At 74.9% G+C, this 26,472-nt stretch carries 3 protein-coding genes; all 3 read left to right on the plus strand.

The genetic code is table 11. The features are described 5' to 3' along the window. Genes ACFYMP_RS26800 through ACFYMP_RS26810 form a run of 3 tightly spaced genes read left to right on the plus strand, consistent with a single transcriptional unit; the run spans position 1 to position 26,330 of the window. On the plus strand, positions 1–468 hold the full coding sequence (locus ACFYMP_RS26800; protein ID WP_388862293.1) for a YbaB/EbfC family nucleoid-associated protein: 468 nt from the start codon (positions 1–3) through the stop codon (positions 466–468). Then, positions 465–833 carry a hypothetical protein gene (locus ACFYMP_RS26805; RefSeq protein ID WP_388862295.1) on the plus strand — a complete coding sequence of 123 codons (369 nt, stop codon included), beginning with the start codon at positions 465–467 and terminating at the stop codon, positions 831–833. Before ACFYMP_RS26800 ends, ACFYMP_RS26805 begins: the two co-directional genes overlap by 4 nt. Then, positions 834–26,330 (plus strand): lonely Cys domain-containing protein, encoded by a 25,497-nt coding sequence (locus ACFYMP_RS26810; RefSeq protein ID WP_388862297.1) that lies wholly within the window; start codon positions 834–836, stop codon positions 26,328–26,330. The last annotated feature ends 142 nt before the right edge of the window (positions 26,331–26,472 follow it).

Genomic DNA, 26,472 nt, shown 5'->3' on the forward strand with positions numbered 1-26,472 from the left:
TTGACGGAGTCGCTGGAGGATCGCATAGCACGGGCCAGGGCTCATCTCGCGGAGACACGTGCCGCCGTCGCCCGCGTCGAGCGGGACCTGAGCGGGGCGACCGCGACGGTGCGTTCCTCGGACCGCTCGGTGGAGGTCACCATCGGGGCCCAGGGTGAACTGGCGGGGCTGAAGTTCCTGGACAACAAGTACCTGAACATGACGGGCACACAGGTCGCCTCCGCGATCATGGAGGCGGCCGGGAAGGGGCGTCAGGAGATCGCCCGGCGGGTGATCGACACCTTCGAGCCGCTGACCAGGCCGGACCCGAAGGCCCCGGGCTCCCGCGGTATCGACATCGACTGGGAACGCCTCTTCGGCTCGGCGCTCGCCGGCGCGGACCGCTCGGGCACCGGCAGGCCCTCGGACCGGCTGCGCGACGAGATCCACGACGAGGACGGCGACGACCTCCGCGGGAGCCGGGCATGAGCGGAGCGTACGAGGCCGATCCGGACGGGCTGCGGCGCGCGGTCCAGGCGATCAAGGACCTTCCCGGCATGGCCCGCTCGATCGCCGAGGACTTCAGGAACGACGAGGAGTCCTACCTCGGCTGGAACGGGCAGAGCGACGACTACTTCCAGCAGAGCAACCCCAACTACAAGAAGGCGAACGAGGGGTGCCTCGCCTTCGTCACCGCGCTGGGGGACGCCATGGACGGGCTGGTCTCGGCGACGCTGGAGAGCCTCGACAGCATCGAGGGGAACCAGCGGTACAACGCCGAGCGGATCGAGCAGCACAAGGGCACCACCGACCTCACCGGCGGCGAGGGTTCCACCGGCGGCGGTAAGCACTGAATGAAGAACTTCGACTGGACCGAGGAAGAGCGCTACTGGATCTTCGTTCTCACCGGCGAGATGCCGCTGGAGGCGGACGAGGAGCTCGCCTACGGCAGTCGTCAGATCTACAGCCGTCTCGACCGGCGCCTCGGGGACTACTTCGAGGAGATCCAGAAAGTGGTCGAGATGGTCGGCCGCTCGCTCCCCCCTGAGGTCGCCGACGGGTTCAAGCGGGGTATGGCCGTCCTGACCGGCGGGGGCGGCACGGACGCCTTCCGCGAGATGAGCGACGAGTTCACCCGGCTCTCCGACAATCAGGTCACCCAGTCGCAGAAGATCCAGGGGGCCAAATGGGAGATCATCTCCGAGATCGCCATGATGCTCATCGAGCTGGCGCTGCTCGCGGCGATGTCCTTCTTCACCGGCGGCACCTCGATGGCCGCGGCGGCGCTCGTCCGCGCGCGGGCGGCGCTCGGCATCCTGATGTCCTTGCAGCGGCTCATGAAGCTCCTGCCCTTCGGGCCGAGCGTCACCGAGATGCTCCAGGAAATGATCCAGGCCCTCGCGGTGAACCTGGCGCAGCTGACCATCAACCCGCCCAACCGCCGTCCGAAGGGGATCGACGGTACGAACATCGGCGAGGCCGGGCTCTTCGGCCTGCTCGCCGGTGGGTTCATCCACCTCTTCGGCAATATCTCGCACTGGTTCAAGAACAACCTGAACCACGTCTTCAAGAACAACTTCGGCGAAGACCTCTTCAGTAAGTACGACAAGGACTTTCTCGACAAATTCAACAAGAACAACAACGACAAGGACCTTTTCAACAAACCGGGCGGTCCCCCCTTCGTCAAACCCAGTCCGGTCGCCAACGTGCTCTACGAGGTGCCCTCGACCTTCCTCACCCACGGCCTGGGGGAAACCCTGGCGGAGATCCTCGCGGGCGGACTGCTCCACGGGAACTGGGACTTCAAGTGGATGACCTTCGTCGGAGCCGGCGTCAGCGGCATCCTCGACACGGGCGCCGAGCACGGACTGGGCAGCAGCGCCAACTGGCTGCACGGCAAGGTCTTCCCCAACGGGAACCTCTTCACCGACTACGTCAACGACAGTTACGGCCCCGGGAACGGGTCCGACGGCGGCGCGCCTTCGGGCGGCGACCTCTCCGCCGACTCGACTGAGCGCGGCGGTCCCGGCCCGCAGCCCCTGGGGGGTGCGCCGGGGCCGGTCGGCCCGCCCGGTCCCGTCCCCACCGTCTCCACGAACCCCGGCCTCTCGCCGTACTCGACGCCCGGCTCCTCGTACGGTCCGCTCCCGGGCTCCGACGTCCTCGGCCCCGTCGCCCCGGTCACGGACATCGACACGACGGTCTCCGGCACCACCTCCGCGCTTAGCACCCCGCCGGGTACGGGAGCCGGGTCGTCCGGGTCCGGGCCGTACGGGCTCGGCTCGTCCGGTCCGATGCCGTACACGCCGAACGCGAGCGCCCCGCTCACCAAGGGCTTCGGGGCCGGTGGCTGGCTCGCGGCGCCGTACAACCCGGTCGGGACGAACAGCGTGCTCGACTCCGCGATGCCGCCCTACGGCGCGGAGGGAACGGACAGCGGGGACGGCCTCAAGTGGGATACGCCGGGGCCGGTGGCGGGGACGGCGCCGGGGCAGTACGGACCGGCCGGGGCCCCGGTCACGGCTTCCGGCACCCACGGCGGCGGCCAGTCAGCTCCCGTGCCGGGGACCTCGGCCTCGCCGTCCCCCGCGCCGAACGCCTCACGGACCGGGCAGACGCCCGACGGCACGCCCTTCGCCGAGGACACGGGCGAGGACGGCGGCGAGAGCCTCAGCGAGAGCACCGGTGTCGCCCCGGAGACCAGGACCGCGCCCGGGGCGGGCACGGACGTGGTCGATCCCTCGCCCGCCGCCGCCGTACCGACCCGGACACAGGGCGGGCCGGCCGCCCTCGGGGCCTCCCCCGCGGCGGGCACCGTAGACAAGGGCAAGGGCCCCGCAACGGACGGCCCGCAGGAGACGTTCCGACCGGACTCGCACGGCGACACGCTTACCGGTGGCCGCGGGGGCACCCAGGGCGACGGCGGGATTCGTGCCGATGCCCTCGACGGGCAGCCAACGGCCTTCCCGCCCACGGCGGCCTCCGGCGCCGGGATCGCCGGCGCGCGGCGGGACTACGCGGAGGCGCTGGCGGCCTTCGCCGACGCCGTCGACACCGCCGAGGTGATCGGCGCGCGGCTGGACGCGGGGATCGGGGGCAGCGCCGACGGGACGGCGTTCCAGGACGCGCGGGAACAGGCGGAGCAGGCGCGCGGGCGTCTGCTCGACATGACGGCCCGTCTGCGGGACCTGGGTGTCACCCCCTACGAGCCGGGCCCGGAGCAGACACCCGTCGTGCAGCGGGACGAGTCCCAGCGCCGGTGGATCGCCGAGCGGATCATCGACGCCGACCTACCGCAGCCACCGCCCGGACAGGCGGCGGACCCCGGCCGGCTGGATCAGGCGAAGGCCGCCATGGTGCGACCGGGCCCGTGGTCCGAGACGCTCGACACGGCGGCGGCGCACGCCTCCCGGCGGCTCTGGGCCTCGGCGTACGCGGACTTCGCCGACGCCGCCCCCGGCTTTGCGACCGAGGACGACCTCGGCCGTGCCTGGGACCGGGCCGTCTCCCTGGTGCTGCCTCTCGAACTGCACCCGGTGCTCGCCGACTCCCGGCACGCCGGGGACGACTTCCGCTCCGCCGTCCGCGAGGTCGCCGACCACCTGCTGACTCGCCCGCCGGGCGGTACGGACTCCGGTGCCGCGCTGGCCGCCTCGCTCCGGCGGCGGCTGGGTCTGCCCGTGCGGCTGCTCGGTGGCGGGGGACCCCCGGCCCCCGATCCCTCGGCGCCGGTGGTGCCCGCCGCACCCCGGCCCGCCGTCACCACGTCGGGTTCCTCCGGTACGCGCGGCACACCACCCGTGCCCGTACGGACCGAGAGCGCTCCCGTGGAGCCGGAGCCGACGGTCCGGGAGAAGGCGGGCACGGAGCAGCCGGTCCCTCTGGCGCGACCGGAGGCCAAGGGACCGCTGTCCACGGTGCCGGCCCCCGCCCCGGCGGTGGCCGTGCCCACCACGACGACCGGCCCGGCCGACTCGGCCCCCGAGGACTCGGACTTCAAGGACTTGGGGCCCGAGGACTCGGAGCCCGGGGACTCCGGACTTGACGACGCGTCCGGTCCCACCGACGGCGAGTCCTCGGACGAGGACTCCGAGCCCGACTCCGATCCCGATCCCGATCCCGATCCCGATCCCGATCCCGCCGAGGGTCCCGTGTCGCGCCCCGGCCCGCAGAACCAGCGGCCGAGGTTCCCCGGTGTGCAGGTCGACGACGAGCTGACGGTGCGCCGTCCGCCCCGCGTGGACCCCGCGCTGCCACCGGCCCCGCGCGCCCCCGGGCCCGCCACCTTCACGGACGGCAGCCGCATCCCCGGCTACCTCGACGGGCTGCTCCCCTTCGCCGCCGAAGAGGGGCAGGACGAGGACGAGGCGCTGTTCGCGTTCGGTCAGAGCGATGTGCACCTGCGCGGTCACGAACAGGCCGCCGAGCACATCGACATGAGTCTGCGCGCGCTCGACGCGGACACGCGGCCGGCGGACCTGCCGCCGGCGGACGGGGAGGTGCGCAGCGACGACATCGGCGTGGACGTCTTCGTCCGGCTCGTGCGGGCGATGCGGGAGCAGCCGCGCACCTTCGCCGGGGAGGGCCGCGAGTTCGTGTACCGCACCGAGTCGGGGCGGCTGCGCAAACTCCAGGTCGGCGTGCGCAACTACGGCGCCTGGACGAAGTTCAAGGACGGCGCCGAGCCGACGAAGGTCGACAACGCCTACCGGGGGGTCACCACCGTCGGGGCCAGCAAGACGATCAGCCAGAACCGGCAGCTCTCCCCGAGCGCGCCGCTGGGCCCGCTGAGCACGGTCGTGTCCGGCTTCGGCCGGCTCAGCGCGCGGCTCGGCTGGGCCCGCGAATTCACGTACACCATGCACGACGAGGTCGTGACACAGGGCGAGACCCGCATGCTCGACCACTCGCATTTCCACCTCGACGACGTCTACTACGAGGTGCGGGTCACCGACGCGCAGCCGCCCCGCCCGGCCAGGCCCGGCATCCTCGGCACGCGACTGCGGCAGCGGCCCGCCCGGACCCGCGCGCAGGACGCCGGTTTCGCCTTCGGCGTGCGGGGCGGGCTCGGGGCGCGGCTCCCGGACAGTGTGACGAGCGCGGCCGAGCACGCGATGGGCCGCGTGCCGCCCCGGATGGAGCTGGGGCCCGGCTCCGACTACCGGCTCGTGGTCACCGAGGACTACGGCCCCGTGCGTGAGATCCGGGACTGGGCGGTGGGCAGGATCGGCGCCGAGCCGGGCTCCACGGCCTACCGCGAGCTGGACGACTTCATCTCGTCGGCCAACTTCCACCACCTCTCGGGGCGGCTGGCCCGGTCCATGGTGCCGAGCAAGCCGCTGTTCGCCGACGACAAGAAGCGCACCCCGCTGGGCGCCTTCGTCATCGAGCGCGTGGTGCCGGGACGCGCGGTCCTGGCCTCGGCGACCGATCAGGCCGAGATGCGCGACACCCTGCAGCTGACCGTGCACAACCTGCGCAAGCAGACCAAGTCCTTCAGCACGGACGTCGCGGCCATCGCCGGTCCCACCCTCAACCTGCCGACCTTCAACGTCCCCGATCTGGTGGCCGGGTGGATGAACCGGGTCAAACCGCGTCTCCAGGCGGGGATCGGCGCCCGGATCGGCCATACCGGGGGACGGACGGCGTTCACCGGCGGGTCCGGCGCGGTCAAGTCCGTCGGCCGGGTCAAGAACGCCGCTACCGCCCTGTACCGGGTCGAGAAGACCGTCTACCTCCGCAAGACGGGTGACCGGGAGGCCCGCGCGTTCCGTACCTGGAGCCTGGACCGGATGACGCGGGGCGAGGCGCGGCGGCTGGCCGGGATGGACGAGGGCACGCCGCCCCGTACCGAGCAGCCGTACGCCCCCGCCTACCTGACCGACGACCGTCCGCCGACCCTCGGTATGAGCAGGCCCGTGCAGTTCCTCTTCGCCGACGGGCGTTACACCCAGGGCGCGCCCCCCGTCCTGCCCGACGCCGACGGCACGGGCGGGGCGCCCTCCGCCGCGCCCGTCGAGAAGACCCGGCTGTACACCTTCACCGAACAGGTCGTGGACGCGGTCGCGCGCAAGTACCCCTCGATGGTCGCCCCGCTCAGCGAACTCGGGAGTCCCGACGGCGGCAGGTGGCGCAACCACGCCCACTACCAGATGGTGCTGCACAACAGCCTGACCGTCATCAACGCGCTGGCCCACCACTCCCTGGCGGGGAATCTGGAGGCCATGACGACGACCGGCCTGCGGGTCGGCCTGATCGACCCGGGCCGCGTCACCCGCGCCTACCGCTACATCTGGCTCGACGCGGAACTGACCGGCCGCCGCTACGAGGGTGCGACGGACTCCCTGCTGCGGCACAGCGCCCCCGGCGCCGCGACCGTCAGCGCCTCGCGGCTCGGGGCGCAGGGCCATGAGGCGTCGGCGGAGGGGCTGTTCGCCCTCCGGGACTCCGATGTCACCGACGACATGGGCGCCGCCGCGCACGCGGGGACCGCCCAGCTCGGCTACCGCGCCGGGTGGCAGGCCCGGAGGGAGGCCGAGTACGGCCCCGTCGCGACCTTCGACCCGATGGCCGTCACCATCAGCCCCGGCCATCTCTACAGCTACGGCATCGACCTCACCGTGAGCACCGGTGGTCACTGGCGCTTCCGGGGTCTGCTGCGGGGCGCGTTCTCCCTGGGGGTCCTCGGCACCCAGCTCTTCGTCTTCCGCGCGCCCCGGGCCGACATCATCGGTGGCGACGCGCCGGTTCCGGCCGTGCGGGGCCGGGTGCTGCTCAGTGTCCCCGCCGAGCACAGTCCCGCGACCGACCCGCACGCGCCGGGGGCGGACAACCCGTACCTGCGGGCGGACCGGGTCACCCAGTCGGCCATGGCCCCCTCGGAGGCCAAGGCGCTCGTGGACGCCTCGCTCTCGGCGATCGACAGCTCGCAGGCTCCCGGTCCGCTGGACGGCGTCCCGCACCAGACGGTCTCCGTCATCGCCCCCCATCACGACGAGGGAATCGTCGAGGAGGTCCTCGACCGGGCCTCGCACGGACGGTGGCACCTCACGCACGTCGGCGCGCAGGCCCACGACGCGGCGGTCCGCCCGCACCAGCCGCAGTACCTCGCGGCCAACTTCGACCAGAGCTCCGGCCCGCTCGGTTCGCGCACCACGGGGCTGTTCGGCAAGGGCCCGTACATCGACTGGCTGGCGACGGTCGTGCACCGCGTGCGCGTCACCCGGTTGCGTGCCCTGAGCCGGCCGGCGCGGATGGACACCGAGCTGACCGTCGGCGGCTCCACCCGTGCCGCCGGTACGCAGGGCAAGTCCTTCACCCAGCAGGCCGGGGTCACCGCCGTCTACGGCCACAGCCATGCGACGGGCGGCGGCGTCACGGGCAACTACGGGGTGGCGTGGCGGCCGTGGTTCCGGTCCCGGAGCCGGACGGGGACCGTCGTGCGCAGCGTCACCTCGGACATCAACCGGGTCGACGGCGGCTATCAGGTACTGGCCGCGGGCGACGCGGAGCACGAGATCGCCGCCGAGGTCCGCAACCTCGGTCTGCTCTCCCCACTCAGCAAGGTCGTCCGGAGCTGGCACGACTGGGCGGGGCGCCGACAGCGGGTCAGGGGCGGCTGGCTGGGGCACGTGCCCGAACGCGTCGCCCAGCAGCTCGGCCTCGTGCCGGGCGACGACCTTGAGGCCGGCCCGGCCTACACGCGCCGGAGGTGGAGCCAGCACGCCTGGTTCCAGCGGCATCCCTTCGCCATCTACCCCATCAACTCCCTGAACACCGCGACGGCCCTCGACGGCTTCGACAAGAAGCTCCGCGACCTCGGGATCGACGACGAGGGCCGCGAGGCCGTCCGCAGGCTCGCCTCCGGTCGCGTCACCCGGGCGCTGCGCCGGGAGATGGCCGGGGTCGGCACCTCCACCACCGCGCGGATCGGCGGGCCCGGCTGGAAACGGGTGCGGATCGGCGGCCGGGACGTGCGGCTGCGCGCCCAGCTCGTGCCCGTCGAGGACGGTCAGACCTTCGACAGGCTCTGGCCCGCCACCGAACTGGAGGACCACCGCTGGGCGATCGAGACGCAGACCGGCGCGTTCAGCTCCGCCAAGGGCCAGGACTTCGGCACGATGGTCAACGAGGCGGTGCACACCGGGCACGGCAACGTCGGCGCGGCGGGCCCCTCGCTGGGAGAGACCGGCTCCAACCGGCAGACGGTCTCCGGCGCCTCCACGATCACCGTAGGCCGGCTCTGGACGACGTACACCAGTGAGCCGCACGCCGAGTTCACCACCCGCTACCGCGTCCGTCTCACCCTGGAGATGGGCCGCACCAAGGGCCGGGTGCCGGGCAAGCCGGACGAGCGGCGGCTCGTGCACGAGGACGTCGCGGGCGAGCTCAAGGACCTCGTCCCGCTCAGCCTGCTGCGCCCCGAGCCCGCCGAGCCCGGCACCGGGGGCCGGGAGCCCGGCCAGGACGGCCCGCTGGACCCGCCGCGCCTCGACGAGGAACCGGCCGCGGTGACCATCCTGACCGGTGAGGACCACCCGCTCGCCTCCGACGACGGCATCGACGCCTGGCGCTCGGTCCCACAGCCGGACGGCACCACCCGGCCGTTCGCCATGCCCGCCAACGGCTTCCACGTCCGGACCGTCCTCGGCGCCGACCGTGTCCACACGGCGAGCATGATCGCGCTGGCCCGGTCCTTCGACAACCGGCTCGCCGGTACGCGCGGGCGGCTGACCGGCCGGGCGCTGGAGGAGACGCTGCGCAAGGCGGCCGTCACCCCGCTGACCGCCGAGGGCACCGGCCCCGCGCAGGTCCTGGAGGACTCCCTCGGCTCCGGGGCGCTCAGCGCCTTCGCCGAACAGGCCGCGACCGCCGGCTACCGGACGGACGGGCTCGTCGAGAACTCGATGTTCGACGGCTCGCAGGGCTCGCTCACCGTCTTCTCGCGACCCGACTTCGCGAGCGCCGAACTCATCGCGGTCGCCGACAACGTACGGATGGAGTCCACCAGCCGCCGAACCGTCACCGAGACCGCCTCCGCCGTCCAGGGCGGCACCCAGGACACGGTGGTCGGCGCCTTCCCCACCATCAAGGCCGAGCCGACCGGGGTCTCCAATCCCGCGATGAGCGGGACCGGCGCCGACACCACCGACGCCGAGGGCCGCGTCATCGCCAACAGCCAGGCCCATCAGGTGAACATCAAGCCCAAGACGGGCCGCGTCTTCGCGTTCGCCATCCCCACCCAGTGGCTGAGCGTCGCCGACGTCGAACGGGACTTCAAGGACGGCACGATCGCCGAGTGGACCCGCGGCCACGTGCTGCGCCGCTTCGGCGGCGCCGCCCCGGGCCCACAGGCCGTCGAGACCAGCGCGCCGGTCATCGCCTGGGTACGCGAGGACGTCGCCCGCGACCTCGGGCTGATCGACGACGGCAACTTCCCCCAGAAACTCGCCGGTGCCTGGGACGCGGTCAACGCCGCGGCCAAGGCGTGGGCGGCGGCCGACGCGACGTACTGGAGCCTGCGCCGGGGTGTCCCGGAGTTGCGCGCGGCCCTCGACCGGGCCGTCGCCGCCCGCTCCGTCGCCCGAAGGCAGCGCTCCGCGGCCCAGCACACGCTGCGCGCCGCACGCCGCGCCGCTCGCGACCGCTTCGCCGACGACCTCGCGGCGGCGGAGGCGTACCTGGACCGCCCGCTCGCCGAGCTGGACGGGGACTTCCGCGACCGGCTCGGGCCCGCACTCGCCACCGCCGCGCGCGCCGCACAGGAACTCCGCGACGCGCTGCTCGACGAACTCCTCGCCCCGGGCAGCCCCGGCCGCGCCGCGCGCCCCGCCGACACGAAGGCCGCCGAGGCGCGCCTGGCCGACATGAAGGCCGCCGAGGCGCGCCTGGCCGCGGCCAGGGCCGCCAAGCAGGCGGCCGACGCCGAGATCACTGACATCCGGCGGGCCGAACACAGCCGGCTCGTCACCGAGGCCGAACTCGCCCGCGATCTGCGACTGGCCGAGGCGGAGGACGCCATCCGGGCGGCCGACGAGACGGCCCGGCTGGCCGGCGTGGAGGTCCGGGCCGCGCGCAAGGCCCTGGACGCCCGCCTCGCGCAGACGGCGGCCCAGCGCACGGTGGCCGAGGACGCGGCCGACACCCTCCACGGGCTGCGCGCCGAGACCGACCGCCTGACCCGCTGGTACCGGCTGCCCGAGGACCCGCCGAAGGCTGCGCCGGCCACGGAGGGCGCCGACGTGGACCAGGCCCCCGCGACCCGCGCCGGACTGCCCGAGCCCCAGCTGTCCGCCGACACCGCTCCGGCGCCCCGGCGGCGGCCCGCCGACCCGCCGCCCCGGCCCCCCGCCCTGCGCGCCGGGCGCGCCCCGCGCGGGCTCGCCCCGGTCGCCGAGGAGCCGCCCGCCTACAGCGCCGCCACCGACAAGACCGACGGAGCGCCCGCGCTGACCGACCCCGAGGGGCTCACCCACCGGATCGAGGAGGTTCCCGAGGACGGCGACTCCTTCTTCCACGCGCTCGCCGCGACTCTGGGCCTCCCCGACGCGGCGCCCGCGCTGCGCGCCCGGTTCGCGGACACGCTCGCCGCGCTCCCCGACGACTCACCGCTGCTGGACTTCCTGACCCCCGACGAGAAGGACGTCTTCGCCTCGGCGGAACTCGACGCCGCCGCACTCGACCTCGGCACGGACACCCCGCAACGCCGGGAGTTCGACGCGCTCGGCACGATCCCCCACTCCGCGGGAGACCGGCCGGGCCCGGACCGCGCCCACCAGCCGCTGAGCGCCGCGCAGCGCCGCTCTCTCGGCGCCGCGCAACTGCGCCGCCCGGCCGACGGCGACGCCGGCCGGTCCTGGGACCACGGCGCCGCCGACGTGCTGCCCGCGCTGGCCGCGCAGGTGTACGGCGTCCGTGTCCGGGTCGTACGGGAGGACGGCAGCCACCTCGACCACGCGCCGGCGGACGGCGGGGACGCGCGGACGGCGGTGCTGTACCTCGCGGGCCGCCACTACCGGGCCGTACTGCCCGACGCGGTGCCCGCCGGCCCTCCCGCGCCCGGCGGGCTCCCCGGGCTCACCCCGCCGAAGCCTCCCGAGCCCTCCCGGGACGACGTGCTGCACGCGTACCGCACCCGGCCCTGGACGTGGGAGGGCCTGGACGCGGCGGACCCGGCCGAGCCACGCTTCGACGCGGCCACCGACCCCACGACGCTCACCGACCCCGACGGCTACGTGTACGACCTCGTCGAACCGGTCGGTCCGGGCAACGGCTTCTTCACGGCCGTCGCCGAGGGCGTCACGACGCCTTTCGCCCTCGGACTCGGCACCCGCGCCTTCGCCCAGGGTCTGCGGGACCGGACCTCGGACCCGCGGCTGCCACTGCCGGGTACGGCGCGGCCCGACCCCCGGGCGGTGTACACACGGGGACAGCTGCGGGCCGGGGGGATCGACCTGACGCCCGAGCAGGCGAGGGAGCACGCACGGCACGGCGGGCGGCTGCCCGCGGGCCTCGTGGCGACCCTCTCCCCGCGGCAGCGGGACTTCCTCGTACGCGGGCACATACGGCTGGCCACCCGCTGGGACGGGGCGACGGCGCTGACAGCGGCCGAGCTGGTGACACGGAGCGGGCGCACCCATCTCACGCTCGTGCACGAGAACGGCACGATCGACACCTTCGGCGACCCGACGGCCCCGGCACAGACGACGGTCACGATCTACGAGCGCGGCAACGAGTACCTCGCCGCTCTGCCCCGCGAACCCCGCAACCCTCGCGGTCCGCTCACCCACCGCACGACGAAGCCGCCCGTCCCCGCCATGCCGGACCGTGAGCCGCCGAAGCCGCCCGCGCCGGTGGCCGGCCTCCCCGCGACGGGCCCCGGCCTCGGCAAGGGGGCGCCGAAGCTCCCCGCCGACGCGCCGCCCGTCCCTCCGGGAGAGGTCAACACCGCGCGGGACGTGGGCGCGCCACCACCCGTCCGCTACGAGAACGACGAGGACAGCGAGGACAGCGAAGGCAGCGAGACCGGCGGCGAGGAGGAGGACGGGGGCGAGGACGGCGGCCCACCGGTCCGGCTCAGCGACGCGGAGGTCCACGCGGGCGTCCTGGCCGCGTTGGGCGGCCCCTACGGCCGGCCCGGCGCCCTGGCCTCCCCGGGTGCCGCGCCCGCGTTCGCCGCGCTGCGCCGGCTGGACGTGCTGCGCTCCGCCGTGCCCGAACTGAGCGCCGGTCCCCTGGACATGGACGCCCTGGCCCGTCACGTGCTGATGCTCGCCCCCGGCACGCGGGTGACCCGCGAGGCCCGCCGGGCGCTGCTCGCCCTTGCCCTGGCCGAGGCGGAGCGCGCTCCGAGCCTCGCGGTGCTCGCCGGGTTCCAGCTGGAGCGGTACGGCGTGCTGGGGGTGCGCGACTTCGGGATGGACGCGGACGTGTACGCGGCCAGGGTCCTGCACCTGGACGGCGTCGATCCGGACCGGCGCATGGAACTGGCCCGGCTGGTGCAGCGGGCCGCCGCCGCGGGCCGTGACATCGGCCGGACCACCGAACTGGGCGGCTACCACCTCGAACTCCTCGCCCCGCTCGCGCCGTACACCCTCCTGGAGCGGACCGACGGCACGGCGATCGGCCGTGACGGGGACGAACCCGCCGCGGTCGGCCTCGGCTACGACCTGAGCGTCGTCACCTCCATCGGCCTGGGCGCCGACGGGGAGCCCGATTTCGGTGTCACCGAGCCCGCGCCCTGGCACCGGCCGGACGGGCCGGAACCCTGGGTGGTGAGGATCAAGGGAACGCTCGGTGAGGCGCTGCTGTCGGGGGCCGTCCCGGCGGAGGACTTCGCGTCGCTCCTCTCCCACGACCCGCGGGTACGGGAGCTGGCCCCGGACGCCGAGATCGTCCTGCTGCCCCCCGACTCCCCCGCCGACGGGGACACGGGGGCGCTCGCACACCTGCTCGGCGTGATCGGCCTCGCGACGGGGCGCCGGGTGCGCTCCGCGCCGGGTCTGGTCGACTTCTACACCGACACGCGGTCGGAGCGGACGACTCTGGCCCTGGGGCCCGCGGCGGACGGGCGGCGGCGTACGGCCGCCGACTGGCTGACGGCCGGCCCGGCACCCACGCCCCCGGCTCCCTCCTCCCCGCCCCCGCGGCCGCCCGTACAGCCGCCAAGTGGTCCCGCGCGTCCCCGTGGCGTACCGCAGGCGGTGCCGAGGGACGGCGAGTGCCTGCTGTCCGCGATCCTGGCCAGCGCTCCGACGCTGGTCCGCGACCGCCTGCCGGGGATGGCCGAGCGTGCCCCGGCCGCCTACGCCTGGCTCTCCGACCCCGCGCGGGTCCGGCGCGACCTGGCCGGTGACCCGGCCGCGCTCGCCGCCACCCCGCACGCGGTCGTGCTCGCCGGTCTGCGCAGGTTCGTGGCCGGCTACGTGCGGGCCAACAGGGAGCGGATCGCCCCGGACGTACTCGCCCAGTACCGCGGCGCCGGGGAGGGCGGCCTCGCCGAGGAGGCCGCGCGCATGGATCTCGCGGAACTGACCCACCGGCTCGCCGCCACACGGGCCCCGGCGCCGGACCGCGACGCCTTCACCACCGAGGCCGGTCTGCGCGGTGAGCTGGAGTCCCTGCTGCTGCGCCACGAACCGCTTGGCGACGCGGAACTGGCCGAGCTCACCGGCGCGGTCGCCCAGTGGTCGAACCGCTGGAACTCGCCCGTCGGCGACGTCTTCCCGCTTCTGCTGGCACACGCACTCGACATCCGCGTCAGCGTCGCCTGGTTCACCCACCGGGGCGACGGCGTGCCCCTTTCGCGGGGCGTGAGCGAGGACTTCGGCCCGCGGTCCGCCGACCGCACGATCGAGCTGTTCCGCTCCCACCGCGTCCGCCCCGCCACCCGGGCGACGGGCCCGCGGTGGGTCGCCGCGCAGGGCACCGAGCACTACGAGGGCAGCGACGCCGCCGGGAACACGGCCCCGCCCGCCGGGGACGCCGCCCTCCCGCCGCCACCCGGGCAGCCGGCCACCGGCGTGCCGGAGGCGCTGGCCGAGGCCTTCGGGTCCGGCGTGGACCGGCACCCGGCGTACCAGCAGCTCGTGGGAGCGCTAGGCGTGCTGGAGGCGGCCCGTGCGCGGGACCCGCGTCACGGCACCGGAGCCATCGACCTCCCCGGGGTCACCCGCCGGATTCTGCACAGCGGCCCCACGCAGGCGATGAGCCCGGAGCTGTACTTCAACATGCTCTCCGTCGTGTCGAGCGCGGCGCGACGCGGCCGGGCCGGGACGCTGGACGCGGTCGCGGCCTACCAGTTGGAGCGCTCGGGCGCCACGGCTGCCCCGAGGGCACTGCCCACTGCCGGAGGGCCGTTCCTCGGCCGGAACTGGACTGCCGGGCCGCACCCCGCGCTGCTCGGCTCCGTGGTCGGCGAGACGGTGGGGGGCAGGCCGCGGTGGAGGTCGCCGGTATGGGGCGAGCGGCCGTACGTGGTGATGGCGGAGCGGGCCGCGTCCGGGCTGCTCGTGGTGCGCGACGGTTACGGCAACCCGGCGGAGGTGACCGAGGAGGAGTTCGCCCAGCTCGTCGCGTACGACCCGGAACGCCCCCCGGGTGTGCCGATCGTGCTGCTGGTGCCGCACGCGGGCCAGGGGAAGAGCACGCTGCCGCGGCTGGTGGCGCAGCGGGCCGGGGCGCGGGCCTGGTCGGGCGACGGCGGGTACCGGCTGGAACCGCTGGACGACGGCTCCGGCCGGGTGGGCGTCGTCGCGGCGGACGGGGTCCCGGGCTCGGTCCCCGCGACACGGTGGCTGCCCAGCGATCCGGGGCTCGTCGACGAGGACCCGCACGCCCTCATCACGGCGAGCGACGGCAGCGTGTTCCCCGAGAGCGACATCGTCTCCTCCTCGCTGCTGACGAGGGACGGGCAGAGCCTCAAGGGGCGGGCCTTCCTCGACGCGAAGGACATGGCGGCCCACGAGGCGGAATTCCCCTTCCTGGAGGAGATCGAGTACTACACCGACTACGACGAGGGACTGCCCGGGGTGTCGCCCGCCCGGCAGAGCGAGCTGCGGCGGCTGCCGCGCGGTCTGACCGACGCGTTCGTCCTGATCGGCCACGGCTACCGGGGGAGGATGGTGTTCCACCGGGCCAGTACGGGCGTACAGCATCTGGTGCCGAACGAGGAGGTGGTCCGGGTCCTGCGCCGCAGCAGGAGCCTGCGCGCGCTGCCGCGGGACCGGCCGGTCTGGGCGCTGATCTGCTACTGGGGGATGCTCGCTCCCGGAGGCGACCGGCTGGCGTCCGTCTCGGGGCCCCAGCTGGCGGCGAACGAACTGCGGCGCACGTTCATGTCGACGGACGCGAACAACGGCACCGCGGCGCCCTCCGGCCCGTGGCCGGCGCGGCTGTCCAAGATGGACGACCCGGACCATCCGCAGTTCCGGTGGATCGAGTCCCCGCCCGAGCCGCTCCCGCCCACGCTGGAGGAGTACGCCGATCTGGCGGGGCTGCCGGCCGGCCTGCCCGAGCGGGCGGAGCGGGCGCTGCGGTGGGTTCGCGCGCTGCGGCAGGTCGTCGACGTCCACATCGACCAGGACCCCGGTATGGAACGGCAGTTCCACTTCATGCTGCGGGGCTTCGGCGCGCTGGAGCGGCAGCGGCTGCGGGCGCCGGGCAACCCCGACACGGGCCCGCTGACCTGGGCGCTGCTGGAGGAGCTGGCCGCCAGGAAGGCCCGGCGGCACGGCTGGTCCCCGACCGTGGACCAGGGCCTGCTGGGGATGCTGCTGAACTTCGCGGACCTCACGGAGCGACAGCCCACGCACGACGGCGAGGTGTTCGACCTCGCGTTCTTCTCGTCCCCGGCGGCCCCGGCGGCCCCGACAGCCCCGACAGCCCCGACAGCCCCGACAGCCGGAGTACCGGAGCAGTCCGGCCGGGGTGCGTGGCCGCAACAGCCCTCGGGCGGGAACTGGTACGGGCCGGCCGGGCCCGTCGCCGGGGAGGCGGCCGGTCCGGCGGCCCCCGAGGTGGACGGGGCCGGGCAGGCGGCGCGGCTGGCCGGACTGTCGAGGGCGGAGCGCGATCGGGAGCTGGCGCTGCTGCCGGAGGCGGACCGCGAACTGTTCGCCTCCGATGCCGCGTTCGTGGACACGCTGCGGGCCGCGCTGCCCGCCGGGGAGTTCGCCGAAGCGGCGGCCCGCTTGCTGGTACGGGTGCCGGACGGTGTGGACCGGCCGGTCTCGGCCGGTCAGGAGGCGCGAACGCGCCTCGCGGGCATGCTGCGCGACCCCGGGGTGGCGGCGAAGCTGCTGCTGGGCGGTTCGCGGGTGACCGTCGTGCCGAAGGACGTGGCGATGACCTCGCTGGCTCCCTTCCGGGACCTGGGGAGGACGGGCCTCTACGGCGCGGCCGACCGGGACGCCACCCGCGTACGCGGCTCGGGCGGGCACCAGACGGCGATCACCGAGGAGAACCTCCTCGGTGAGAGGACGGGCGTGCCGGGGGCCGATCAGTACGCGGACGGCTACTCCACGACCACTCACGAGTTCGCGCACACCGTGCATCTGCACGGGCTCGACGCCGCCGACCGACGGCTCGTCACCGGGGCGTACGAGAAGAAGCGGGGCCTGCCACCCGGGACGCAGTGGCCGGACGGCCCCCGGCTGGACCTGGACGGAGGGGAGCGCGAGAACTACTCGTCGGGGAACGAGTACGAGTTCTTCGCCCAGCTCACCAACGCCTACCTCGGGACGAACGGCGGCACGGACCCCTACACCGGCCGGCCCCGCAACAACGGCGCGCGGTGGGTACGGGCCAACGAGCCGACGCTCGTGCCGCTCCTGGAGCGGCTGTACGGCCCGGGAGCGGAGCCCGTACGAAGCGGGCTGCCCGGCGGGGCCAACCCCGTGGTGGCCAGCCGGACCGAGAACGAGCTGTACGAGGGCTTCCGCGCGCTCTGGGACCGGGCGGAACGCACCACGGTCGCCCTGCCCCACGGCCCGGTCCCGCTCGTGCACGGGGCCCCGCCCTTCGAGCCGGCGCCCGACTGGTGGGCGGATTTGGGCATGGCACCGCTGCCGGCATACGGGATCGGCGGGTTCGGGGGCCTGCTCGGGGGTTCACCCGACACGGGCGTGGACCCGCTCGCGGCCGGCTGGCCGCTGGGACGCGAGGTGACGGTGGGAGGGCCGCGCGCGGCCGGGCTGTCCTTCGTCGCGCCCGGTGAGGTGCCCGCGGCGGGCAAGGGCAAGGGCGGGGAGCGGTGGTTCGCCGTCGAGCCGGCCGCCGTGGGCCCGCGGTCGGGTTCGCGGCCGCCGCGGTACGAGGTGAGCGACGCGGGCCGCGTGGCCCTGCCCGACGGCACGGTGCTGGAGGCGGAGGGCTGGCGCCGGTTCGGGGACGATTTCCTGCACGCGCCCACCGGGGCGCTGTTGTACGGGGACAGCGGCTGGATCGGCCACGCGCGGAACGCCGACGCCGTACTGGAGGTCTTCGAGACCTTCCCGTACACGCTGACCGTCGACGCCTCGGGGCTGTACCTGGCGCCGGAGGGGCGGGAGACGGCCGCCGAGGAGGGCGGGGTGGTGCATCTTCCGCTCGCGCCCGTCGAGACGGTGCCCGCGGGCGAGGTCGCGGCGGTGTCCGGGCTCGTGTCGGAAGCCGCGTCGGAATCCGGGTCGGAGGCCGCGTCGGATTCCGGGTACGAGGCGGCGGACGAGACCGGATCGCGGGCCGGGCCCGTGGTCACGTCCGCGGTCGAGGAGGAGGCCGTGCCGCCGCTCGACCCCGCCGCCCCCGTACGGGAGGAGTACGCGCGGGCCCTGGCCGCGCTGCGGGAGGCCGTCGCCGGGGCCGGGCACCTGGAACGGACCGGTACGGACGCGGCGCCGCGCGCGGAGGCCTGGGCGGAGGTCGCCCGGAGACGCGAGAGGGCGGAGGACGTCGAGGCGCGGCTGCGCGCCCTGGGCGTCCCTCTCCAGGAGCTGGCCGCGGCCCGCGCGCCCGGCGACCCCGACGCGCACCCGGTCGTTGCCCGCGACGCCGGCCAACGGCTGTGGGTCGCCGGGGAGGTGACGGCCGGGGACCTGCCCGCGCGACTGCCCTCCCCGGCCTCGGAGGAGACCGCCGGCGCCGAGGAGTTCCGGGCCGCGGGCATCACGCTCTCCCACGGCCTGCGGACCGAGATGGTGTTGCGCGGGGACGACCGGCTCCCGCTCGGCGCGCTGACGCCCCCGGACCGCGTACGGCTGCTGATGACACGGCCCGGAGTCTGGTCGCGGGAGCTGGAGGCGGTCGCCGCGAACGTGGCGCGACGGCTGTGGCGCACGGCCTACGCGGACTTCGCGGGCGCGGCGCCGGAGGGCACGGGGGACGCGGCGACGGCAGCCGCGTGGGCCGCCGCCCTCGTCCTGGTGCTGCCGCTGGAGACGCACCGGGCGAGCGACGACTCACGTTACGCGTCCCGGGAATTCCGGGACGCCGTGCGCCGGGTCGCCGCACACCTGCTGGCCGGGGAGGCAGGGCCGGGCCGGGCCGAGGAGATGGCCGACACGCTCCGGGCCGGGCTGGGCCTGCGGCCCCGGTGGGGCGCCGCGCCGCCGGCCGGGGCCGTGGCGGGCACCGGGACTCCGGGAGACGGCCCGGACGTCGCCACGCCTGATCCGGAACCCGGCACGCGCACCGACGCCGAAACCGTCCCGGAACCCGAACCGGGCCCGGAGCCCGAGCCGTCACCGGCGCCTGCTCCGGACCCGGAGCCGGAACCGGAGCCGGAGCCGGAGCCGGAGCCGGAGCCGGAGCCCGAACCCTCACCAACCCCCGCCCCCGAACCGGACCCGAAGCCCGAACCGTCACCAACCTCCGCCCCCGAACCGGACCCCGGCCCCTCGGCCCTCGTCACCGGTTTCGGACAGGGCCACCGGGGGCTCCAGGGCTCGGTGCACGTCATGCCGTTGCCGCCTCAGGCGCTGGACCGGCTGCACGCGAGTGTGCTCCGCGATGTGCTGGAGCGGGCGATCCGGGTGGACGGGGACACCTCCCCGGAACCCGGGCGGGCGGACGCCGCGAGCAACCTGGAGTCGCAGGACACGGACGACGTCGAGCGGCTGCGCGCCCAGGTGGCCGCGGCGTACGCGCAGGACGAGGTGCTGGACGCGCTGCCGTACCTGCTGAGCGCCACGGGCATGGTCCGCACCGTCACCCATCGGGGCCGCCGGTACGAGGTGGCCGCGCGGCTCTCCCTGTCCGGCGCGCGGCCCGCACCGGCGATGGCGCCGGACGTGCCGGAGGGACGGCGGGTGCAGATCGAGGAGCGGAACAGGTCCGTCGTCGAGTCGAGCGACACCAGCGGCTCGGGCAACCTGCGCGCTTTCCCCCTGGGCTATGGGCGCACCTGGCTCGTCACCGACCCCCGGAACCCGTCGGTGGTCTCCCAGAGCTTCACGCCGAAGCTGACGGTCACGCACCACCAGGACTCCACTTCGGTGACCGTCCTGGAGAACCTCACCGCGATGTCCGCGCTGGCCTTCTCCTCGGAGCCGTCCAGCCCGTACGAGTACGCGATGCGGTGGCAGACCTCGGCGACGCCCGCCACGAACCCGGTCACCGCGTCCGCGTCCGCCGAGACGGACGCCGAGACGCGCTGGTCGACGGAGGGGCCCGGCCCCGGGAGGCTCACCGCGTGGTTCCCGGACTATCTGGTCCGGGGACCGGAGCCCCTGCCCTTCGGCCCCCGCTCGCCGCACGACATGCCCGCCGACCCGCGAGTCCTGACGGAGGAGCTGCCGCTCTACCGCATGGACACCCTGCACGATCCGGCCGCGCTGCACGACGCGGTCCTCGGAGCCGACGTGCTGCGTCCGCACCTGCGCCGGATGTCGGACGAGTCGGCGGCCGACCTGGCCGTGTTCCTCGACGAGAACAATCAGCGCGCCGGGCTGCCGCTGATGCTGACGGGCGCCTACCCCTCGCCCGTGCTCTCGGACCGCTCCGGCTCCCCGCTGGGGTACCTGGAGGTCCGCGCGCGGCTGACGGCGCTCCACCCGGAGGTGCTGGCCAGGTCGAAGAACAAGGTGCTGGAGAACAGCCTCGTGCGCACGGTCGGCGCCAAGAACGCCTACTCGGTGACCAGCGCGGTCAAGGCGGGCTTCAGCCTCACCACCACCTTCCACGGTTCCCCGGCGCCCGACGGCAGCCTCACCTTCGCCGCCGCCTACCAGTACCAGCGCGCGCGGACCCTCAACTCCGGCGGTACCGCCTACGACTGGGCGGGGCTCATCACCGAGAACCCGCATCTGCTGGTCGGCGCGGACCTCGTCTTCGAGGTGGTGCTGGTGCTGCCCGGCGGCGGCAGGACCGAGCCCTTCACGCTGGAGCGGCCTCTCGGCCAGATCCTGCGGGTGCCGAGCAGGGCCGACACGGAGGGTGTCGTGCCGCGGGAGACGCGGTACCTGCCGCCGGAGGTGGCCTCCCTCACCTCGCTCGGCGTCTCCGCGACCCCCCTCAAGGTCACCGGGACCGAGGAGTTGTTCCAGCGGGCTGAGGACTGGCTGCGCGGACGGGGGTTCCTGCCGCCGTCCGAACCTCAGCGCCTGGACTGGCTCGACGACGACGCCATCGTCTTCGCCTGGCTCGCGAACGCCCGCAAACTGAGCCTCGCCCGCTCCGGGGCCGGGCTGCGCGGGGCGCTCGGGCAGATCATGGACGGCGGCCACGCTCTCTACTTCGAGCTGCCCTTCGCCCACGACACGTGGCGCGTGAGTCTCCTGCTCTCCGTGGAGCCGCGGGACGGCACCTCCCCGCTGCACCGGAAGAACCTGCCGGGCTGGTCCCTGATGAACGCCAACGGGATGTCCGTGGCGGGCAGCGAGTCGTACAGCGTCTCGCACACGCTCTCCAGCGAGTTCTCCGCCGGCCTCGGCGGCCCCGCACCGGAGGACTGGACCGTCAAGGGCGGTGTCCCGGCGAGCCTGTCCGCCGCGCGGCAGGTCGTCGGGGACACGGCGGGCTCCTCCTCCGGGTTCGGGCTCGACCAGCTCACCTACGCGCTCTCCGGGCTGGGCGTCTTCGACAGGCCGGCGACCTTCACCCTCCAGGCGTTCTCCGGCGGGGGCGCCACCCCGCTCGTCACCTTCGGCCGGCGCGAGGGCGTGGTCTCCCTCGCCGTCCCCCTGACCCGTACCCTCGCGAAACCCCCCGCACCGCTCGCCCCCGCCGGCAGCAGACCCGCCACGGAGGAGGACCTGCGCCGCGCACGGGCCCTGCCGGACGCCGACGGCGAACGGCCACAGGACGTACTGCTGCCCGCCGCCACGCACATCAACGTGGCGCGCGGCAGCGCGGAACTGCGGGCCGCCTTCCAGCGGCTGGTCTCCGGCGAGGAGCAGGCCCCCGCCGGGCCCGGCGCGCTGGGCCGCGTCCTGAACTGGGCCGCGGACGGCGGCGCGTGGCTCGCCGGGGCACTGCCCTCCTACGTGACCGAACCGGCGGTCTGGCTCAAGGACCTGACGACCGGCGCCTCGATGGCCAACGCCGAGAGCCCGGCCCAGGAGGTCGCGGGCGCCGCCCTGTCCTCGACCGGGCTGCTCGCGCGGGCCCATCAGGTCTTCCGCGGCGCGTACTTCTTCGATGTCGGCACCGCCGGTTCCCTGCTCGGCACCGAGGCGCGGGGCGAGCTGCGCGGCTTCCTGCACGACGCGGTGTACGAGGGCACCGGTCACCTGCCGGACCCCGACGGCGCCACGTACGTGGAGAACGACGTCACCACGACCGACTCCGCGTGGCGCGGCACCACGTCCAGACGCTCCACGCAGATCTCGACCAGTCTCTCCGCGACCAGCGGCGGGTCCCCGTCCGGCACGGTCGCGGGCGGCGGCGGTCACGGCCTGACGGTGTCGAGCGGCACGACCGACACGGACTTCGTGTTCGCCGACCGCATCACCTCCGAGTGGCACGCCAAAAACCGGCTGCACGCGTTCCGGGCCGACGCGACCTATGTCCTCGCCCTGCGCTCGGGTCACCGCAACGGCCCCGCGAACGCCCTCGGTCTCGGCGCGCGCCGCACCCGCTCGCTGGCGGTACGGGTCCCCGGCGCCGTGGTCTTCTGGGCGACCGAGACGCAGGTCAGGGCGGACCCGCTGCTCTCCGCGCTCGCCGGGCTCACCCCCTCGCACCTGCCCATGGACCGGCTGCTGCCCCCGTACTTCGCCCGCTCGCAGGGGCGTTCGCTCGGTTTCGCCACCGTTCCCGAGGCCCTCCCCCGGGACGGGCACGAGGCCTTCCTCGACGCGGTCGCCGCCCACATCGAGCACGAGGCGCCCGGCTCGCTCACCCCGGGCAGCGACACTCACGTACGCGGGCTGGCCTCCCGTGTCGCGGACGCCACCACGGTGACCGGTCTGCGCGCCCTGGTGGCCGGCGGGGCGGGCCACTGGCACCGGTTCCACTTCGTGCACCGCGGGCGGGGCGGCCTCTCTCTGGTGGAGGTCGCGCTCAACGCCCGCCCGGCGCCCGGCCTCGATCTGCGGGCGGTGCGGGGCCGGCTCCTGGAGTGGTCGGGGCTGGAGAACATCTACTCCTCGGCTCCCACCGCGACCACTTCCACGACGGCCCGGTCCACCACCTTCACTCTGAGTCTGAGCCCCTCCGGCGCGTACGCCGTCGGGCCGGGCACGGGCAACACCGCGACCGCCGGTTTCTCGCCCTCACTCACCTCCGGCAGCGGCCTCACCACGTCCCGCACCACGACCAGGAACCGCCAGCACTGGCCGCGCACCTTCCGCCCGTCGGCGCAGTTCGAGGTCGAGTACGAGTACCGGGTGGGCGTCTCCTCGGCGCTGCTGGACGACTCGGTGCTCGGTTTCCTCGCCCACCGGGTCGCCTCGGTGGGCCAGTTGGCGCGACTACTGGGACGAGGGGCGGTGTCACTGGGCGGCGCCCTCGGGTTCGACGGGGCTCTCACCGGCGGCCTGACCCGCTGGATGGAGTGGGCGCGGGGCCGCGCGGGGGCCGGCGACACGGATTCCGGTACGGGCACGGACACGGGCAGCCGTACGGGAGGTGTGCTGCCGATGACGCGGCTCACGCCCGCCGGGGCCCGCACGGAGAGCGGGCGCGACGGGGACGGTGGCAGCGGAACCGACGGCGACGGCGGCGGCACCGTGACGGCCTCTCCGGCGCCCGAAGTCCCCCTCTCGTCCACGCCCGTCACCGTCCTGCTCCGCTTCCCCGGCAGCGAGGCTCCGGGGCAGCGCGAGGACGGGACCGCGCAATCGTCCGAGGAGCCCGTGCTCATCGGCAACCGGGTGTACGAGAGGGACCCGCGCGAACCGCTCGGTACGCGGCCCCCCACGGAGGAGGACGCCGGCCCGCGGCCCGCCCCGGACACGGAAGCGGACGCCCTGCGGCTGACCGGGCCCGGCCTGTGGACCCCTCGGCAGCCGCTCATGATCTACGACTTCGACGCCGCCGGGGAACTCGCCGCCGCGCTGGGTGCCGTCGATCCCGCTCTGGCGGACGAGGGCCTGCCGAGGACCTCGTCGTCCGCCGAGGCCACGATGCGGCGGATCGGCGACCTCGTACGCGCCGAGCGGGTCACCCTCACCCCGGCCCAGGCGTCCCGCCACACCGGGCGTCAGGCGTCCGGCGGCCAGGCGGAGATCACGCTGAGGCTGTACCGGCCGCAGCGCGAGAGCACCAGCAGGAACGTGGTCTCGCAGGGCCTGCGCACCACGACCCGCACCATCGCCGCCGGCCGCGGCCGGACGCTCACCCCCGCCGCCTCCGTGCCGCTCGGCGGCGGGATGACGGCCGACGACGCGGACACCCTCTCGGGCAGCGTCCCCGTCCTGGGCGAGAACATCGCCACGGGCCGCTCCACCGGCGGGACGAACCTGCGCCGCGAGGTCCTCAAGTACGGCTCGCCCGTCTCCGAGAACGCGGAGGGCGAACCCGACGAGAGCGGGGTCCTGGGCTTCACCCTGACCGCCCACGCCCTGCTGACGGTCAGCGGTCCGGCGGGCACGCGCTGGGTGACCGGCAATCTGATGGTGCGGTCCACCCTGGAGGACGTACTGGGCCTGGGCATCGCCCCGGCCCGGCCCTCGCCCGGCGTCTACGACCTGCCGGCCGTCCTCGCCGCCCCGCCCCCCGGGCAGGACGCGGAAGCACCGGCCGCCCCGGGCGGGGCCGACTGGCGCGCGTGGGGCGCCGAGGAGCTGGGCGAACGGCTCGCCGGGGCCTTCACGGCTCAGGACACGCGGCCGCAGGTGTGGCTGGACCTGGGTGAGGTGTCGGCCCCGGCCCTGCGGGCGCTGCACGAGGTGCGCCGGACGCGGGCCGAGGGCGGTCCGCTCGACGGGGCGCCGGCCGCCTCCCTGCCCGAAGGCGTCCCGACGGTGCTGGACGCCGCGGCCCGCGCCGCCGCCCACTCGCGCCGCCCCGTGGAACTCGTGCTGCGTACGCCCGAGGGCCCGGTCCACCTTGCGCCGCCCTTCACCCCGTCAGAGCCCCCAGCGCCACCGCGGGGTGTGGACTCCGAGCCGCCCGTGCCCGAGACCGCGGCCACTCCCCCGGACGGGGAACTGTCGCCGCGGGACACGGAACGGCTCGGGCGCGCGGCGCTCCACCTCCCGGACGGGGCCGTGTGGGACGCGGCGAAGGAGGCCGAGCTGCGGGAGCTGAGGGAACGCGCGCGGGTCGCGGGGCAGGACGCGAGCGACCCGATGGTGCTCGCCGTCGCGCATCTGGAGGGACTCGGCGCGTTCGCGGAGGCGACCCGGCTCCTGGACGAGGACGGGACCGCGCGGGGGCGGGACTACGGCGCGACGCCCCTGCCCGGCGGTCTGGAGACGTTCCGTATGTACGTGGTCCGGCCGGGCCCCGGCGGGAACTCCACCTCCCCGCGGTTCGCGCCCTGGGCCGGGGACGGACGGCCGGAGCCGTACGCGGTTCTGGCAGGGGCGCGGGCGGACGGCACGGTGGTCCTGAGGCTGCCCGGCGGCACGGTACGGGCGCCCTACGCGGAGCTGCTCGCGCTGCTCGCGGCCGACCCCGAGGCGAGGCGGTCCGGGGCGGGACGCCCGGTCGCGCTGCTGCTGCCCGGCGCGCGGACGGCCGAGGGCGAGGCGGCGCGGCAGCGGTTCGCCGACGAGAACGAACGGGCCGTGTGGCACTACACGGGGGGCATGCTGACGTCCGAGGGCGCCCCGGGCGTCCGGGGTTACGTCACTCTTCTCACCGATCCGGAGACCGGCGCCGCGGGCCGGTGGGACCTCACCGCCCCGCGTACCGGTCACGCCGGGGAGCGGCCCCGGCAGGCCCCGCGCGAGGGCGACTACTCGGCGGACGGGCGCTTCGACGAACGTTTCACCGACACCGTCGCGGAGTTCCCGGTGGTCGCCGGGGACGGCCGGTACACGGTGTGGGGGCAGGGTCAGAGCGACCCGGACCTGCACGTGTTCGTGGCCGGGATACCCGGCCTCGGACTGCGCGGCGAGTACAACCCGGACGGTCCCTCCGCCGGACGCGTCACGGACGCGGCGGGACGGCTGCACGACCGGGGTCCGGCCTGGGACTGGTATCTGCCCGGACGCGGGCTCGTGGCCTCCTCCCTGTTCCGGGCCCAGCTCCCGGCCGGCCTCCCGCCGGCAGCGGACGGTCCGGGCCACTCCCCCGGTCCGGGCCGCTCCGCCGACGCCCTCGGTGAGCCGGACCCGGACGCCGATCTGGCCCCCGTGCCCGTGCCGTGGCCCGGCACCGGTCCGGTCAGTCCGGTCCCGCCCGTCGAGCCCGCGGACGTCGCCGCCGCGCCCGCGCTGCTGACACCGGGCGCGCTGCCCGAGGCGCTGTGGCGGGATCACGACGGCGCCCTGCACAAGTTCAGCCGCCGCCCGGCCGAGCTGGTCTTCGGCGAGGGACTGCCGCCGCACGGCGCCGAGTTCGTCCCCTTGATCGACCACGTCTACAGCAGCGACCCCGCCCGTTCCGCCTACGTCAGCACGACCGCGAACATCCACTACGTACGCGACTCGGTGCGCGCCGACCCCTCCGGAGCCCCCGCGCTGCACGCGCACTACCGGTGGCGGTACGACATCGTGGCCCCCGGCGGCATCGACGTGAACGCCACTCTGGGCCTCGCCTCGCCCTTCCCCGACCAGGAGGAGATCGTGTTTCCCGGTGGGGTGGACCGGCGGTGGATCCGGGGAGCGCAGCCTCTGGAGTACGGGATGCCCGTGGGCGCGTATCTCCCCAACCCCCACTTCGCGCCGGGAGGCGGGACGCCCGAGACGACGTCAGGTGCCCTTCCGGGCACGGAGGATGCCCCGTACATCCGTACCGAGGAGACCGCGGACCCGTCCCCGTGAACCGGCGTCCGGCGGAGCGGGGCCACGAGGAGGGTTCCTTCACCACGCCGGAATACCGGGTCCGTACACTGCGATGCGGCAAGCACACGCCACCACCTCCCACTCCGACCCCACTAGGTGACAAAGGTATGAGCGACAAACC

The organism is Streptomyces sp. NPDC007088 (genome assembly GCF_042869355.1).
GTDB lineage: Bacteria > Actinomycetota > Actinomycetes > Streptomycetales > Streptomycetaceae > Streptomyces.